Raw genomic sequence first — 15,845 nt, forward strand, 5'->3', positions numbered from 1 at the left:
CTTTCGTCTTTACCCGTTACCTCCACCGTCATCCCGACCTTCCACCGCCATCCCGGCGAAGGCCGGGACCCAGGCCCGCAGCCTCCGGGTACTTCCGCACGGGAAGGGCAGCCCCACCGTCACCGCGGCCTCCTCAATCCAGCGAAAGCTGGCGGATCGGGAGAGCGTGGTGGCGCCAAGTATGAATCCAGGAACCCGACTGTGTTTTGCGCCCCCCGCTTGGGTGCCAGGCGTCCCGGCATACAAATGACGAACGGATGGCGCTAGCGCAGAACTTCGGTAACCAGTGTCGGCATTACCCATGCCCCACCGAGAGCAACCATGCGACACAGGCCCGTGCCATAAGCGGACGTCTCAACGAACTGCTGACCATCCCATGTCCAATCCTCGTGCGACCAGCAATCCCCCAGTCCTCTGCCCTTCTGAGCGGATGAGATGACACCATCGTCATAGTCGGTACCGTTCGTAGTTACGAGAACCGGACTATGGGGAGGCCTTTCATTGATGACCCAGTAGCCGAGCCCTCCGTTGTATGCCGCCAGCCAGCAATTGGTTGAAACGAGCATCTTGTCGCGGGTCAAACGTTGCACCGAGAGTTCGGACTGCACACTCTGCGAACGCTCATAACCGCCGAAGAGTTGAGCGCACGTCTCCTGATCGACAGTGGCGCGAATGCTCTCCCGCAATTCTTCTGATCCAGCCAGTTCTCGATCCATCTCCTGAGCGCTGCGAACCTTTGCCGCACGCACCACAGGCGCGGGAACGGGCAAGCTCACGGATTCCTCTCCTCGCGCCCCTTTCCTAAGGAGCGCCATTTCTGTCCCCAGACGCTCTTGGAACTCGTCCATCTTCAGAAACACCGCCGCCGCCCCCTTGCCTGACAACATCCAGCGGCGCCCGTCATCTGCCGACCACTCGACCTGGCTCTTGCGGACGAGGGCGGAAAGAAGCCCGTCAACCTGATGACGTGGCAGATTCGCAACCTCGGCGCGACCGAAGTTCGTCCTTCCGAGACTCCGGCCGTCAATCCGCAACACCAGCGAGGTTGGCATCTCGCCATCCTCTGTCTCCGTGTTGCCAAGCGTCAGCTCTCCCGTCACAGCCTGGTGTGGACCTGCCTTTCGTACCAGCAGCACGGAGACTGGCCGACCGTCTCCTTCCTCACTCTGATAGCCGGCAGCGCGACAGGTGCCTGTGTTGTCGCATGCCAGTATCCAATCATGATGCGAGAACTCGAAGCCCGGTCGGGGCGCGGCGGACACGCTGAAGAGCGCTGTTACGAGCCAGAAGTACGCGAAGCCTATCAACTTGTTCAATTTAGTTACCTCTTCCATTCTGGACGCGGCGTCGCTGCACCTTGTCTACGTCAATTACAGATGAGCAGGCAGTAGAGCGTCAGCGAGATCGGCACGAAGCCGTCGGCTTCCTTGAGGATGGCGACGATCTGCGATTCGGTGAAGCACTCTTGCGCATGAGAACCTCCGTTAGATGCTGCCGGGGATTCTCCATTCAAATGACGACTTCTGGGGGGAAGGCTACGGTTGGGCGTATCGAGCAAGGCATCGCCGGGCCGCAATACCAGCAACGTGCGCTCGCTGTCCGGGACGTGCTGCTTGGCCCATTGGCGGCTGGCCGTGAGATAGCCCGGCACGTCGTCGCCGCTGAACACTTCCAGATGCAGCAGCCTGCGCGAGACCGGCGTCCCCGCGATGGGGTGCGCGTGGGCCGGCACGTCTTCGCCCAGGTAACCGACGATGTCGCCCTGCTTGATCGGATGCGGCGGGTCGAGCGGTACCACCGCATCGAACTGGCCGGGTCGCGTTATCGCATCCAGGCTGGCCAGGTGTACCCAGCCACGGTGGCCTGCGGGTGCGGCCGGCACGCCCCAGAAATCGGACTCGCCGGTTACCGCTTCGATCTGCCCCCATTTGCCGTCCTTCGACGTCACGCCGGTGAGGGCCACGCCGGCGCCGCGCCCGTGCCAACCGATCTTCGTCGTCTTGCCGATCCGCGTCGCTTCGTCGGTGGAACCTTGCCGGACGTTCAGACCCGGGCGGTGGTCGCGCGGATGCGGGTCGCGATTGTCGGCCTGCACCTCGACGTCTTGCACTTCCATTCCAGCCAGCGGCAGCACCTGGGCGCGATTCAAGGTGAAGTCCACCGCGCCATTGGGCTCCTTGTGCAGCGTGTCGCCCCGCATCGCTGGATTCGCGTTTGCCGCGTTATCGGTGATCGCCTCAGGCTTCCCGTCGCAAGTCATTTGTAGCCCCAGCTTCGCAACTGCCTTCTGACCGACTTGGCGTTCCTTGCGCATTTGGTTATCTCCGTTCGGGCAGGCCGACTCGCGTTGCTTCGTGCAATGCGAGGGTGTCGGGAGGTTCAAACACCGGATACGCGGCTGGGCTGATTTCCCTTGCGGGTGTTGTATTCGCCGCCCTCCCGACGCGGAGCACTTGCGTCGGTTGTGCCTGAAGCCAGGCAAAAAAAGCCACCGATGTTGCGGAGGTGGCTTCCGCGTATCCGGAGGTTTGAAACTCCGTGGAAACGAGTCTGCTGATGGCCTTTCATCGCGACAACGCGAGAGTGTCGCGGTTGGTGTTGTTTGATCACAGTTCGTGACGTTGGCGAATCATGTGCTGCTGTCCTTCCCGCGTAGACGGGGTCTTTTGGGCCGCCGTATGGCGGCACCATCCATGCGTCAGTCGCGTCACGACTTACGAAGCGTCGTGATGGTTCGGACAGTTGGATCCCCGCCTTCGCGGGGATGACGGCTGGAGGACGGATAGGGTGCGGGCCTGGGTCCCGGCCTTCGCCGGGATGACGATCGTAGGGTGAAGAGGGTGATGGTTCGGACCGTTGAATCCCCTTCGCGGGGACGACGTTAGGAGGGCGGCCGTCTTTGCGCGGTTGCGCACATCACGGCGACAGCACGATCCGCGCAGGCTTGCCGATCCGGGCGGCGAAGGTCACTAGCATGTCCAGGCTGAAGTTCTCGGCCTTTCCGCGAACCAGATCGGACACACGCGACTGGCTCACGCCAAGAATCTTTGCAGCGGCGGTTTGCGTCAGCCCTTGCGCCTTGAGCTGCTTCTCCAGCTCGATCATCAGATCGGCGCGCATGGCGAGCACCTGCGCTTCGGCGCTGTCGAATCCCAGATCGGCGAAGACGTTTCCGCTGGAGGCGACGATGTGGGGACCCTTCTTGGGATGCTTGGTGGCCATGGTTGCCTCCTTCATTCGATGAGTTGATATCGGGCTTTGCCCTTGTCGATGTCCTTCTGTTCCGTCTTCTGTGACTTCTTCTGGAAGGCGTGCAGAACATAGACCGCGTCGAGTCGCTCGATGACGTAGAACACCCGAAAAGCGCCCGAGGAATCTGCGATCCGGATTTCGCGGACGCCAGCGCCTACGGTCTTCATCGGTTTCCAGTTGCGCGGATCGAGTCCCGATTGGATGCGTCGCAGGTCATAACCGGCTTCGCGGCGGGCGTCCTCGGGGAAGCGTTTCAGATCGTCGAGGGCGCTTCCTAGCCAGCACAGGGTCTTCGCGAACGGACCATATAGGTATTTGGATAAATATGCAAATACTTAGATGGTTGTGCCGGGGCTAGGCTGGCAGCGCCGGGCGGGCCAGGCAGGGCGGCGTGTCGCTTCGTCGGCCCTCACCCCAACCCCTCTCCCGCGAGCGGGAGAGGGGCTTTAAAGCGATCTGCGCGGGAGGCGGCTCAGGACGCGGTGGCCTTCGCCGCTTCGTCGATCAACGCCGCCACTGCGTCCGCTTGCGAGGCCAGCGATGCGTGGCTCGCGTCCAGCGTGATCACCTTCTTCGCGTTCATGCGGGCCGACATGCGCTTCTGGTTGTCGGGGTGGATCATGCGGTCCTGCGTGGAGATCTGGTACCAGCAGGGTTTGTCCTTCCATGCGGGCGCGGTGATGGTGTCGCCGAATGTGCCGCCCACCGGCGCCTTCTGCGTCACCGCCATCACCAATGCTTCGTCGGCGGTGAGGTCCTGGCAGAAGCTTTCGTGGAATTTGGACGGGACGATCCACAGGTAGCCGTCGCTGTCGGGGGCGATGTTGGCGACGGCGGCGGGCGGTTGCTGTTGCGTGATGCCGCCGGGGCTTTCGCCGGCGTCGGGGGCGAAGGCGGCGATGTAGACCAGTGCTTTGATGTTGGGTTGGTGGCCCATCTGCGTGATCACCGCGCCGCCGTAGGAATGACCGACGAGGACGACGGGGCCGGTCACCTGCGCGACCATCTTGCGCGTGCGTTCGGCATCGTCGGCGAGCGAGGTCAGCGGGTTTTCGACGGCGCGGATGTCGGTGTAGCCCATGCGCGACAGCGCGACGATCACCTTCGACCAGTGCGCGGCGCCGCCCCAGAATCCGTGGACCAGCACGACGGTGGGCTTGCTCATGGCGTCATCTCCGAGGAAGGGGGGCATGCAGTCCAACGCAAGCGCGGCGACGAATCGGGCAGCCAGTAGCTCGGGTAAGCGGAGCGCACCCGGGGTTCAACGTGGAGGGCGTCCCGGGTGCGCTTCGCTTACCCGGGCTACGTCGTGTGCGCACGTTTCTTTCACGCCGTCTCCACGCAAACGCCGCGATTTCACCTGCGAGCCAGCTTCGGCTTCGTAGGCTGCCGGTACACGTCCGGAAGGAGGTCGCCATGACGGCCGATACCAAGTCGCCGCTGGAGCATGTCAACGACACGGTGTTGCAGCTCAAGGAAATGCGGCATTACTCGAAGAACAACGTGGAGCTGCTGACGACGCAGTGGCTGATGTTCGACGGTGAGTTGTCGAAGTTGAAGAAGGCGTCGGTGATCGAGGATCTGATGACCAAGCAGTCGCAGTTCTACGATGCGGTCGAAACCGCAATCGCGGATCTGGAGGCGGTGGCGGTGGAATTGACGCCGGCGCCGGAGGAGGGGACGGCGTAAGGCGCGTCGTAGTAGCCCGGGTAAGCGAAGCGCGCCCGGGGGTGTCACCGTTCGATCCCGGGTGCGCTTCGCTTACCCGGGCTACAAAGACACGAGTGCTGTTCGGATGAGGGGGGTCGCCGGATTGGCTTCGTTGAGCCCTCACCCCAACCCCTCTCCCGCGGGCGGGAGAGGGGCTCAAAACACAGGGACTTGAGACTCGCGCTTATGCGGGCTCTTCAGTCCGCTCGCGCTCGATCGCGCGCCAGCCGATGTCGTGGCGGTGGAACTCGCCGTGCCAGCTGATGCCGGCGACGGCTTCGTACGCCTTGTGCTGCGCGTCGGCGACGCTGTCGCCCAGGGCGCACACGCACAGCACGCGGCCACCGGAGGTGACGACGTGTTCGCCTTCCACCTTCGTGCCGGCGTGGAAGACCTTCACGTCGTCCACTTCAGGCGCGTCCCAGCTGTTGATGACGTCACCGGCGCGCGGCGTGCCGGGGTAACCCTCGGCGGCCATCACCACGCCGAGCGACGGGCGCGAATCCCACTGCGCGCTCACCTTGTCCAGGCGCTCGTCGATGGCCGCTTCCACCAGTTCCAGCAGGTCCGAACGCAGGCGCAGCATCACCGGCTGCGTTTCCGGGTCGCCGAAGCGCACGTTGTATTCGATGACCTTCGGCGCGCCGCTCTTGTCGATCATCAAACCGGCGTAGAGGAAACCGGTGAAGGGAATGCCGTCGGCGATCATGCCGCGCACGGTGGGTTCGACCACTTCGCGCATGATGCGCGCGTGCACGTCCGGCGTGACCACCGGCGCGGGCGAATACGCGCCCATTCCGCCGGTGTTGGGGCCGGTGTCGCGGTCGCCCACGCGCTTGTGGTCCTGGCTGGTCGCCATCGGCAATGCGGTCCTGCCGTCCACCATGGAGATGAAGCTGGCTTCCTCGCCTTCCAGGAACTCTTCGATCACCACGCGCGCGCCGGCGGCGCCGAAGGCGTAGTCGGCGAGCATGTCGGTGATGGCCGCTTCGGCTTCGGCCAGCGTCATCGCGACGATCACGCCCTTGCCCGCGGCCAGGCCGTCGGCCTTGATGACGATGGGGGCGCCCTTTTCCTGCACGTAGTCGATGGCGGCATCGACTTCGGTGAACACGGCGTAGTGCGCGGTGGGAATGCCGTGGCGCGCGAGGAAGTTCTTCGCGTAGGCCTTGCTGCCTTCCAACTGCGCGGCGGCCTGGGTGGGGCCGAAGATGCGGTGCTGCTTCTCGCGGAAGCGGTCGACCACGCCGTTGACCAGCGGGACTTCCGGGCCGACGACGGTGACGCTGACGCCTTCGCGTTCCACCAGCGCGATCAGGCCGTCGATGTCGGAGGCGGACACGTCCACGTTGCGGCAACCGGCTTCGGTCGCGGTGCCGGCGTTGCCCGGCGCGACCAGCACCTCGCTCACGCGCGGCGATTGCGCCAGTTTCCAGGCCAGGGCGTGCTCGCGACCGCCGGAACCGATGACGAGGACTTTCATGTGCGCTCCTGCGTGTCGCGACGTGGGACCGCGGATTTTACGGAAGCAGCCGCGATGCCGCGACTTTCGCGTCCGGGCGCGTCGTCTTTCATGGGGTTGAACGCGTCCGCGCGGCGGTATCGGCCTCGCGCGCGTTCATCCGTGTCGCTCAGGCGTCGGAGAACGAGCGGTGGTAGCGCACGGCGCCCTTCGCCGTCGCGTCGCCGAAGGCGAGGGACTGGAAGTACTGCGGCGGGGCGTCGGCGTAGTGCAGTTCGCCGTCGTTGAGGAAGCCGAAGCGGGCGTAGTACGCGGGTTCGCCCAGCACGACGCAGCCGGCGGCGCCCTGTTCGGCCAGTTCGGCCAGGCCGGCGCGGATCAGCGCGGTGCCGACGCCGTGGCCCTGGTCGCGCGGCGCGACGGCGACGGGGCCCAGGCCGTACCAGGACTTCGCGCCTTCGATCGCCACCGGCGAGAACACCGCGACGCCGGCGAGGCGACCGTCGATGTCGGCCACCAGGCACAGGCTCAGTTCGCCGTCCTCGCGCAGGGTGTCGACGATGCGCTGCTCGACGCGGCCGTTGCCGGGGACTTCGGCGAAGGCGGTGCCCAGGAGGTCGCGGATGGCGGCGTGGTCGTCCTGGGTTTCGGTGCGGATCCACATAAGGCCTCCGGGCGTGTGGGCGGAGTTTGCGCGGGGGGCGGTTATGGCGGTGTCGGCGGGGGCGTCGAGGCCCTCATGAGCGCGGGCTACGCTCATGCCGTCATTCCCGCGTAGGCGGGAATCCAAGGACGTAACGCATCACGCGCTCCGGAGGACGTGAGGGTGTGGACAGTTGGATCCCCGCCTACGCGGGGATGACGGCATGGGGGCTGCGAGGCTGTCGGCCTGGGTCCCGGCCTTCGCCGGGATGACGGCTTCGGAAACGCTTTCCCGATTCCCGATTCCCGATTCCCGGCGGATCAGTGACGGAAGTGACGCACGCCCGTGAACACCATCGCCAGGCCGTGTTCGTCTGCGGCGGCGATGACTTCGCTGTCGCGCATCGAGCCGCCCGGCTGGATCACGGCCTTGATGCCCGCTTCGGCCGCGGCGTCGATGCCGTCGCGGAACGGGAAGAAGGCGTCGGACGCCATCACCGAGCCCGGCACCACCAAGCCCGCGTCGGTCGCCTTGATGCCGGCGATGCGCGCCGAGTACACGCGGCTCATCTGGCCCGCGCCGACGCCGATGGTGCGATGGTCCTTCGCGTAGACGATCGCGTTGGATTTCACGAACTTCGCCACGCGCCAGGCGAACAGCAGATCGTCCATCTGCTCCTTCGTCGGCGCGATCTTCGTCACGACCTTGAGTTCCTCGCGCGTGACTTCGCGGATGTCGCTGGTCTGCATCAGCAGGCCCGAGCCGACGCGCTTGATGTCCACGTTGTTGCGGCCTTCACCATGCGGAATGCGCAGCACGCGCACGTTGGCTTTCTTCTTCGCGTAGTCGAGCGCGCCTTCCTCGTAGTCCGGTGCGATCAGCACTTCGACGAACTGGCGGTCGAGGATGGCCTTGGCGGTGGCGGTGTCCAGCGTCTTGTTGAACGCGATGATGCCGCCGAAGGCGGAGGTGGGGTCGGTGGCGTAGGCCAGCTCGTACGCGTCGCCGCAGGCCACGCCTTCGGCCACGCCGCAGGGATTGGCGTGCTTGACGATCACGCAGGCCGGGCGCTCGAACTGGCGCACGCATTCCCACGCGGCGTCGGCGTCGGCGAGGTTGTTGAAGCTCAGTTCCTTGCCCTGCAACTGCGTGAACGTAGCCAGCGTGCCCGGCACCGGCCACAGGTCGCGGTAGAACGCGCCCTGCTGGTGCGGGTTCTCGCCGTAGCGCAGATCCATCACCTTCACGAAGTTGCTGTTCTGCTGCGCGGGGAAGCGCGCGCGCTGGCCGTCGTCGACGTTGATCGAGGACAGGTAGTCGCTGATGCACGCGTCGTACTGCGCGACGCGGTTGAACGCGGCCACCGACAGTGCGAAGCGCGTCGTGCCCGACAGCGCACCGTGGTTGTGCTTGAGTTCGTCCAGGATGCCTTCGTACTGCGCCGGATCGGTGGCCACGGCCACGCGCGCGAAGTTCTTCGCCGCCGAACGCAGCATCGCCGGACCGCCGATGTCGATGTTCTCCACGATGTCGTCCAGCGAGCTGTCGGGGTTGGCCGAAACCTTCTCGAACGGATACAGGTTCAGCACCAGCAGGTCGATCGCGCCGATGCCGTGCTGCGCCATCACCGCGTCATCCAGCCCGGCGCGGCCGAGCAGGCCGCCGTGCACGAGCGGGTGCAGCGTCTTGACGCGGCCGTCCATCATCTCGGGGAAGCCGGTGACGTCGCTGACGTCCTTCACCGGCAGGCCGGCGTCGCGGATGGCCTTGGCGGTGCCGCCGGTGGAGAGCAGTTCGACGTTGTGCGCGTGCAGCGCCTGGGCGAGCGCGATCAGGCCGGTCTTGTCGGATACGGACAGCAGGGCGCGGCGGACGACGACCGGCGGGCCGGACAGGAGTTCGGAGGTCATGGGTGTGCGGGGACGGCGGCGGGGAGCTGGGAATTATACGGCCCCGCGCGTTGCGGGCCTTCCGTCGCACGGAGTTTCAGCCGTCATTCCCGCGAAGGCGGGAATCCAACTGTCCGGTTCGATTCCGGCCTTCGAAAGGCGTGACGCACGCAAGCCTGGATCCCCGCCTTCGCGGGGATGACAGCAGGAAAAATCAGTCCAGCCCGTACTCGCGCAGCTTCTTGCGCAGCGTCGCGCGGTGGATGCCGAGCATCGACGCGGCGCGGCTCTGGTTGCCGTCGCAGTGCTGCAGCACTTCCACGAACAGCGGGATCTCCAGCTCGCGCAGCGCGATCTCGTAGAGGTTCTCGGTGTCGCTGCCGTCCAGGTCGCCCAGGTAGCGGCGGATCGACGTGGCGACATGGTCGCGCAGCGGCACGCGTGGAGCGGGGCGTGCGGTGTCGGTTCGGTCGGTGGCAGCGTTCAACGTGATCCCCAGTCCTTCGCGCGACCTCACCCCGGTGCGGGGTCGGCGGGAGGGCGAGTCTATCGTGGGCCTGTCGCAGGCGCCAATGAATCGCGAGGGCTCAGCGGAAATCGAAGGTGAACGCCACGATGCGTGGCGCCGGTTCCACGACATCCATTGTCACGGTCGCGCTCTGCCCGGGCAGGAGGCGGTCCGCGGCGCTGTGCGTCCGGCGGTACTCGTTGGGGGTGAACGCACGCACGCCGACCGGCCGGCCGTCCACGTCGGACAGACTCAGCAGCAACGTCGGCCAGGGCTGCGGCCATTGCGCGTCGTTGCGGAAGCTGGCCTCCACGGCAAGCACGCCTGCCGCGCCCGCCTTGGGTCGCACGCTGCGCTGGAGCATGGTGAACGCGGCCGGTTCGTGCCACGCCGGCACTTCGCAGCGCAGCACGCTGCATGCGCCGGCGACCAGCGGTCGCCAGCGCGGATCGGCGGCGAGTTCGAAACGCTGCGCCAGCAGCAACTGCAATGCGAGCAGCAGCGTCAGTCCGGCGATGCCGGCATACCAGCCCCAATGCACGCGTGCCGGTGCGGTCGGTGCGGAGTGGCGGGCGAAACTCGGCGCGCCTTTGCGACGCGGACGTGCGGCGCGTTTGCTCCGACGCGCGGGCGTGCCCACCGTCACCGCGGCGATGGCGTCCTCGTAACTGGGAAGCGCGTCCGATGTCGGTTCGCTGTCGGTGGCGTCGTCCGTCGCCTCGGCGGTGGTTGCGACTTCGTCGGTTGCACTCGTTTCAGGCGTAACGGTCGGCGACGCTTCGGGCGATGCGTCCGCCGTTTCGTGCACGGGTTCGTCGGCCGGTGCGTCGACGGGTTCTTCCACGGGCGTCGTGTCCGTGCCGATGGGTTCCACGAGTTGCTCGCAACGCGGGCAACGCTGCGGCGCACCGTCCGGGCGGACGATGAGCGCAACCAGGAAACCGCAGTGCGGGCACGGGACGAACATGGCGGCTATTCAAACATGCCGGCCCGCGGCGTTGTCATCGGCGGCGCACGCCTGTGACGCGCATCCAGTCTTCCTGGCGTTGCGCATGCAGCTGTTCGAAGCCGGCGGCGTAGCGCTCGATGACCTCGTCTTCCTGGCCGGCGAGGATGCCCGACATCGCGATGCGCCCGCCCGGCGCGGCGCGCGCGGTGAGCGTGTCGGCCAGCGCCACCAGCGCCGAGGCCAGGATGTTGGCGACCACGACCGGGTACGTCTGCGCGGGTTCCTCGTCCGGCGCGTAGGCCAGCAGGCGATCGTCCACGCCGTTGCGCTGTGCGTTGTCGGCGGTGGCGATCAACGCCTGCGGGTCGTTGTCCACGCCGATCGCCTGCGCGGCGCCGAGCTTCAGCGCGGCCAGCGCGAGGATGCCCGAGCCGCAGCCGAAATCGAGCACGCGCTGACCGTGCAGCGCGCCTTCGTCGGCCAGCGTGTCGAGCCATTCCAGGCACAGCGACGTGGTGGGATGCGTGCCGGAGCCGAAGGCCAGGCCGGGGTCGAGGCGAACCACGGCCGCGTCGGCCGCGTCGGCGCCTTCGGGCAGGTCGTGGTTCCACGGCACGATCCAGGTGCGACGGCCGAACTTGAGCGGCTCGTACTGATCCATCCAGGCCCGTTCCCAGTCCTGGTCCTCGACCTCGCGGAAGGCCGCGCGCGACCAGTCCAGGCCTTCGTCGGCCGCGCTCAGTGCGTACAGCAGCAGGTCCTGAGAGGTGCCGCCTTCGAACAGCGCGGTCAGCACCAGCTCGTTCCACAGCGGCTGTTCGCCGACGCCGGGCTCGAAGATCGCCTGTTCGTCGGGCGCGTCGGCATGCGCATCGGCGAGCGTGACGGCCAGCGCGCCGACGCTTTCCAGCGCGCGCTCGTAGCGCGGCTGCTGGACTTCGGTGCAGGGCAGGGTGAGTTCGAGGAACGGCATGGCGGTCGGAAGGCGACGACGGGCGGCCATGGTGGGCCGTGCGGCAGACGGCGTAAAGCGGGTCCACGGTCACAGGGCAGGGCCACTTGCCCGCATTCAGCCCGAAACCTTGCCGGTTGCGGCGGCGGCTTGGCCTTAGAATGGCCCGACGCCGTCTCCCCCCGCCATGGCCAACACCCTTCAAACCGGGCTGAAAGCACGATCGCCTTCGTGGCCGAGCACGCGCATGCTCGCCGGGGCGACGCTGGTGGTGCTCGGCATCGCGTCGGTGGCGGCGTGGGTGCAGAGCGGTGACCGGAGCAGTGTCGAACGCGTCGCCATCGCCACGGCGGTAAACGCCGAGCTGCCCGATCGGGAGAGCGCGTCGGTCGACCATCCGCGACCGGATACCATCGGCCGCACGGTGCAGGTGCCCGCACGCTCGGCCCTGCGCGAGCAGTTCGACACGGCGAGCGATCTGTACGCGTACGCGCAGTCGCTGGAACCGGCCGCGCGCGAACGCGACGCCGATGCGATCTGGATGATCAGCCGCGTGTACGACTACTGCTCCGGCTTCGCCGCGGCACCGGCGGCGTTCGAGCGCGACACGCGCGTGATCGGCGAGATGGAGATGCGCGGTTCGGCGGCGATGGTCGCCGCACGCGAGCGCATCCGCCAGCGGTGCGCGCGCTTCGTGCCGCAGGACGAGCTGACGCCGCGCATGATCGTGCTCAAGCGCGTGGAAGCGGCGGAAGCCGGGAGCGTCGCGGCGGAGGCTTCGCTGCTCGCTTCGGGCGAACCGCTCAAGGACACGCCCGAATACAAGCGCGATCTGGTCGAGCGCGTGAAGGAATCGGGCGACCCGGAAGCGTATTCGGCGCTGTCGCCGGCGATGGGCGTCGCCGCCAGCGGCAAGATCGAGCTGGCCGATCAGGTCGCCGGCACTCAGTTCTCGGAACTGGCCTGGCAACTGGCCGCGTGCCGGCAGGGCCTGGACTGCTCGTCCGACAGCGCACTGATGACGTCGTACTGCGCCAACGGCGGCATCTGTTCACGCGTGCCCGGGCAGGATTTCGAACGCTTCGTATTCGACGCCGCCATCCCCCGCCAGGGTGTGGACGTCATCAACGACATGGTTGTCTCGCTCATGGGCGGGAAGAGGGAATCAAAATGAAGAAGCTTCCATTGCCAACCAAGGCCGGCAGGTATTTCTGGGTGCTGTTGTTCGCCACGTATTCGGTGGCCGCCGCGGGCGTGATGATCGACGTGTTGGGTGACGAGTATCGCCATCTGTCGCAAATCGCCGTGACCTCCGTGCGTTCGTCGGAGGACGTGCGCACCACCGGGGCGGCGCAGGTCGCCGCGGTGTATCGGGCGAGCAGCGGCGCGCCGTTCTCGACGCTGCCGCCGGGCAGCACCTTCAAGGTCGTGTGGCCCGACGGTTCCAGCGAGTACGTCATGGTCGTCAGCCCGTCGTCGAGCTCGGGCGTGCATCCCCTCGCCGGGACGCAGCAGCGCAGCGGTACCGCGGTCGCCAAGGATGCCGCCGCCGATGCCTCGGCGCAGGAAGCGACGCGCTGATCTGAAGGCAGGCGGCCTCAGCGCACCGCCCGATCGACCCGTCCGGTGGCGGCGCCGTCCATCTGCGGCGGTACGAAGTCCACCGGCACACGCACCAGTGCGCCCTCCGGTTGGCGTTCGGACTGGATGCGCCAGCCCCAGGCGACATTGATCGCCGACTGGTCCAGCAGCGGATAGCCCGAGGATTCGCTCAGGCGCACCGCGCGCACTTCACCGCAGGGATTGACCAGCAGGCGCAGTTCCACGCGACCGCCTTCGCCATGCCGCGCCAGCGAGGCCGGATAGCGCGGTGGCGCCATGTCCTTCGGCGCGGGCGTGCAGGCCTCGTGTTCGATGAGCTTGCGCCAGGCGAGATAGCCGGGGCTTTCGGTGTCGGTGGACGGCTCCGGCGGGGACATCGCGGCGGTTTGCGCCTGCAAGGCCTTGCAGGCGGCGTTGGCGGCCGGGCAATGGACGCGCGCGATGATGCGGTAGCGGTCCATGTCGGAACGATCGATCACCTGCACCGCGCTGTCGGGCCACCGGCCCTGCTGTGGTGCGACGAAGGTCCATTGGCCCGTGGCGTCGCCGCGGTCGATCGCGAAGCTGGTCAGGTCCGGGCGGAAGGCGAAATAGCCGGCGTCCGGCAGCGCCTCCAGTTCCTTCGGGTCCATCGTTCCGCTGGTGCGGTACCAGGAGAGCAGCTGCTCGCGGTACAGGTGCGACACGGTGTCGTGGGTGTCGATGACGGTCTCGACCTGCAGCCAGTCGCTGCCGGAGCGGGGTGCGCAGATGGCCTGCGAGGACGCCAAGGCGATCGCGAGGGTCATCAACAGTCGAGCGGTCATGCGGGCTCCGAACCGGTGCGGGGACGCAGGCATTCTTGCAGGAAGTCCTGCCGCAGAAAAAGAAACCGCGGCCTGGGCCGCGGTTGTCAGGTCACACGATCGAGAGCGCCTTTTCCTTCTGTTCCTTCAGGCGTTTCTCGAGGTAGTGGATGTTCATGCCGCCCTGCTGGAAGCCGGCGTCGGACATGATCCGCTGCTGCAGCGGGATGTTGGTCTTGATGCCGTCCACGACCATCTCGGAGAGCGCCACGCGCATGCGTGCGATCGCGGTTTCGCGATCGGGGCCGTGCACGATCAGCTTGCCGATCATCGAGTCGTAGTTCGGCGGCACGCGATAGCCTTCGTAGATGTGGCTGTCCACGCGTACGCCCGGGCCGCCCGGTGCGTGGAAATGCTGGATCAGTCCGGGGAACGGCATGAACGTGTCCGGGTCTTCGGCATTGATGCGGCACTCGATCGCATGGCCTTCCAGCACGATGTCGCTCTGCTTGATCGACAGCTTGTGGCCGGCGGCGATGTTGAGCTGCTCGCGCACCAGGTCGATGCCGGTGACCATCTCGGTGACCGGATGCTCCACCTGGATGCGGGTGTTCATCTCGATGAAGTAGAAGCGGCCGTTCTCGTAGAGGAACTCGAACGTGCCGGCGCCGCGGTAGCCGATGCGCAGGCAGGCTTCCACGCAGACCTTGCCGATTTCCGCGCGCTGCTCGGGCGTGATGCCCGGTGCCGGCGCTTCCTCGACGACCTTCTGGTGGCGGCGCTGCATCGAGCAGTCGCGCTCGCCCAGGTGGATCGCGTTGCCCTGGCCGTCGGCGAGGACCTGGATTTCCACGTGGCGCGGGTTCTCCAGGAACTTCTCCATGTAGACCATGTCGTTGCCGAACGCGGCCTTGGCTTCGGACTTGGTGGTCTGGATCGCGGTGACCAGATGCGCCTCGGTGTGCACCACGCGCATGCCGCGACCGCCGCCGCCGCCGGCGGCCTTGACGATGATCGGGTAGCCGATCTCGCGCGCGATCTTGACGTTGGTCGCCGCGTCGTCGCCGAGCGGACCGCCGCTGCCGGGCACGCAGGGAACGCCGGCGGACTTCATCGCGCGGATGGCTTCGACCTTGTCGCCCATCAGGCGGATCGTGTCGGCCTTGGGCCCGATGAAGATGAAGCCGGACTGCTCCACGCGCTCGGCGAAGTCGGCGTTCTCCGACAGGAAGCCGTAGCCCGGGTGGATCGCCTGGGCGTCGGTGACCTCGGCGGCGGCGATGATCTGCGCCATGTTGAGGTAGCTGTCGGTGGACGGCGCCGGGCCGATGCAGACCGACTCGTCGGCCATCGCGACGTGTTTGAGATTGCGGTCGACGGTGGAGTGCACCGCGACCGTACGGATGCCCAGCGCGTGGCACGCGCGCAGGATGCGCAGCGCGATCTCACCGCGGTTGGCGATTACAACTTTGTCGAGCATGTGGCTGTTCTCGAAAGCAGGGACGAAGAAAGCGGGAGCGCGGCGGCAGCACCGGCCGCGCCCGGCGCGCTTACCCGATGACGAACAGCGGCTGGTCGAACTCGATCGGCTGGCCGTTCTCGACCATCATCTTGAGCACGGTGCCGGCGACGTCGGCTTCGATGGGGTTGAACATCTTCATCGCTTCGATGATCCCCAGCGTGTCGCCGGCCTTGACCGCCTGGCCGATGCTGACGAACGCCGGCTTGTCCGGCGACGGCGAGGCGTAGAAGGTGCCGACCATCGGCGCGCGCACGATGTGCCCGGCGGGCAGGTCGGCGGCGGGCTTGGGCGTGCCGCCGCTGGCGGCTTCGGTGGGGCCGTGCATCGGCATCACCGGCTGCGGCGCGACCGGCGCGGCGTGCATCACCGGCGCAGCCGCGACGGCGACGCCCTTCGGCGTGCGGGCCAGGCGGACCGACTCCTCGCCTTCCTTGATCTCGATCTCGGCAAGGTTGGATTCTTCGAGCAGGTCGATCAGCTTCTTGATTTTGCGCAGGTCCATGGTGGGCCTCGGTTGTGCGGGATTGGGGATTCGAGATTCGGGATTGGATGAGATCGGGGAGCCGCTTTC

At 66.8% G+C, this 15,845-nt stretch carries 17 protein-coding genes; 3 read left to right on the forward strand and 14 right to left on the reverse strand.

The window, feature by feature from the left end; all coding sequences use genetic code 11:
- Nucleotides 1–263: 263 nt before the first annotated feature.
- The 5 genes from JI752_RS16075 to JI752_RS16095 form a co-directional block, all read right to left on the reverse strand.
- Nucleotides 264–1,334 carry a DUF1176 domain-containing protein gene (locus JI752_RS16075; protein ID WP_216965955.1) on the reverse strand — a complete coding sequence of 357 codons (1,071 nt, stop codon included), beginning with the start codon at nucleotides 1,332–1,334 and terminating at the stop codon, nucleotides 264–266.
- Between the two features lie 32 nt (nucleotides 1,335–1,366).
- Nucleotides 1,367–2,314 carry a hypothetical protein gene (locus JI752_RS16080; RefSeq protein WP_216965957.1) on the reverse strand — a complete coding sequence of 316 codons (948 nt, stop codon included), beginning with the start codon at nucleotides 2,312–2,314 and terminating at the stop codon, nucleotides 1,367–1,369.
- Between the two features lie 602 nt (nucleotides 2,315–2,916).
- Complete coding sequence (locus JI752_RS16085; protein ID WP_216965959.1) at nucleotides 2,917–3,222, reverse strand: helix-turn-helix transcriptional regulator; 306 nt, start codon at nucleotides 3,220–3,222, stop codon at nucleotides 2,917–2,919.
- Between the two features lie 11 nt (nucleotides 3,223–3,233).
- Nucleotides 3,234–3,539, reverse strand: a complete 306-nt coding sequence (locus JI752_RS16090; protein WP_216966152.1) for a type II toxin-antitoxin system RelE/ParE family toxin — start codon at nucleotides 3,537–3,539, stop codon at nucleotides 3,234–3,236.
- Nucleotides 3,540–3,724: 185 nt separating this feature from the next.
- Nucleotides 3,725–4,417 carry an alpha/beta hydrolase gene (locus JI752_RS16095; RefSeq protein ID WP_216965961.1) on the reverse strand — a complete coding sequence of 231 codons (693 nt, stop codon included), beginning with the start codon at nucleotides 4,415–4,417 and terminating at the stop codon, nucleotides 3,725–3,727.
- A 251-nt stretch (nucleotides 4,418–4,668) separates the two neighbouring features.
- Here JI752_RS16095 and JI752_RS16100 point away from each other — a divergent pair, with 251 nt between their 5' ends.
- Nucleotides 4,669–4,941: a hypothetical protein gene (locus tag JI752_RS16100; RefSeq protein WP_216965963.1), complete on the forward strand. Its 273-nt coding sequence runs from the start codon at nucleotides 4,669–4,671 to the stop codon at nucleotides 4,939–4,941.
- A 205-nt stretch (nucleotides 4,942–5,146) separates the two neighbouring features.
- Here JI752_RS16100 and purD read toward each other — a convergent pair whose 3' ends face one another.
- The 6 genes from purD to prmA form a co-directional block, all read right to left on the reverse strand.
- Entirely contained in the window at nucleotides 5,147–6,445 is a 1,299-nt protein-coding gene (purD, locus tag JI752_RS16105) for a phosphoribosylamine--glycine ligase (protein ID WP_216965965.1), read from the reverse strand.
- Nucleotides 6,446–6,593: 148 nt separating this feature from the next.
- Nucleotides 6,594–7,088, reverse strand: a complete 495-nt coding sequence (locus tag JI752_RS16110) for an N-acetyltransferase (protein WP_216965976.1) — start codon at nucleotides 7,086–7,088, stop codon at nucleotides 6,594–6,596.
- A gap of 299 nt (nucleotides 7,089–7,387) precedes the next feature.
- Nucleotides 7,388–8,977 carry a bifunctional phosphoribosylaminoimidazolecarboxamide formyltransferase/IMP cyclohydrolase gene (gene purH, locus JI752_RS16115; protein ID WP_216965979.1) on the reverse strand — a complete coding sequence of 530 codons (1,590 nt, stop codon included), beginning with the start codon at nucleotides 8,975–8,977 and terminating at the stop codon, nucleotides 7,388–7,390.
- A 193-nt stretch (nucleotides 8,978–9,170) separates the two neighbouring features.
- Entirely contained in the window at nucleotides 9,171–9,443 is a 273-nt protein-coding gene (gene fis / locus JI752_RS16120) for a DNA-binding transcriptional regulator Fis (protein ID WP_216965981.1), read from the reverse strand.
- Nucleotides 9,444–9,543: 100 nt separating this feature from the next.
- Complete coding sequence (locus JI752_RS16125) at nucleotides 9,544–10,431, reverse strand: DUF3426 domain-containing protein (RefSeq protein ID WP_216965982.1); 888 nt, start codon at nucleotides 10,429–10,431, stop codon at nucleotides 9,544–9,546.
- Between the two features lie 34 nt (nucleotides 10,432–10,465).
- Nucleotides 10,466–11,386 carry a 50S ribosomal protein L11 methyltransferase gene (gene prmA, locus JI752_RS16130; RefSeq protein ID WP_216966154.1) on the reverse strand — a complete coding sequence of 307 codons (921 nt, stop codon included), beginning with the start codon at nucleotides 11,384–11,386 and terminating at the stop codon, nucleotides 10,466–10,468.
- 166 nt (nucleotides 11,387–11,552) lie between these two features.
- Here prmA and JI752_RS16135 point away from each other — a divergent pair, with 166 nt between their 5' ends.
- Nucleotides 11,553–12,539 carry a hypothetical protein gene (locus tag JI752_RS16135; RefSeq protein ID WP_254200952.1) on the forward strand — a complete coding sequence of 329 codons (987 nt, stop codon included), beginning with the start codon at nucleotides 11,553–11,555 and terminating at the stop codon, nucleotides 12,537–12,539.
- Complete coding sequence (locus JI752_RS16140; protein ID WP_254200955.1) at nucleotides 12,536–12,946, forward strand: hypothetical protein; 411 nt, start codon at nucleotides 12,536–12,538, stop codon at nucleotides 12,944–12,946. Before JI752_RS16135 ends, JI752_RS16140 begins: the two co-directional genes overlap by 4 nt.
- Nucleotides 12,947–12,963: 17 nt before the next feature.
- Here the strand turns inward: JI752_RS16140 and JI752_RS16145 are convergent, their stop codons facing one another.
- The 3 genes from JI752_RS16145 to accB all read right to left on the reverse strand — a co-directional run bounded on the left by JI752_RS16145 (nucleotide 12,964) and on the right by accB (nucleotide 15,776).
- On the reverse strand, nucleotides 12,964–13,773 hold the full coding sequence (locus tag JI752_RS16145; protein WP_216965984.1) for an energy transducer TonB: 810 nt from the start codon (nucleotides 13,771–13,773) through the stop codon (nucleotides 12,964–12,966).
- A 91-nt stretch (nucleotides 13,774–13,864) separates the two neighbouring features.
- The gene (accC, locus tag JI752_RS16150) at nucleotides 13,865–15,232 is read right to left on the reverse strand and encodes an acetyl-CoA carboxylase biotin carboxylase subunit (protein ID WP_216965986.1); all 1,368 of its coding nucleotides are present in this window, start codon (nucleotides 15,230–15,232) and stop codon (nucleotides 13,865–13,867) included.
- A gap of 70 nt (nucleotides 15,233–15,302) precedes the next feature.
- Nucleotides 15,303–15,776, reverse strand: a complete 474-nt coding sequence (gene accB / locus JI752_RS16155; protein WP_216965988.1) for an acetyl-CoA carboxylase biotin carboxyl carrier protein — start codon at nucleotides 15,774–15,776, stop codon at nucleotides 15,303–15,305.
- Nucleotides 15,777–15,845: the final 69 nt, after the last annotated feature.

Source organism: Lysobacter sp. MMG2 (assembly GCF_016735495.2).
Classification (GTDB): Bacteria; Pseudomonadota; Gammaproteobacteria; order Xanthomonadales; family Xanthomonadaceae; genus Lysobacter_J.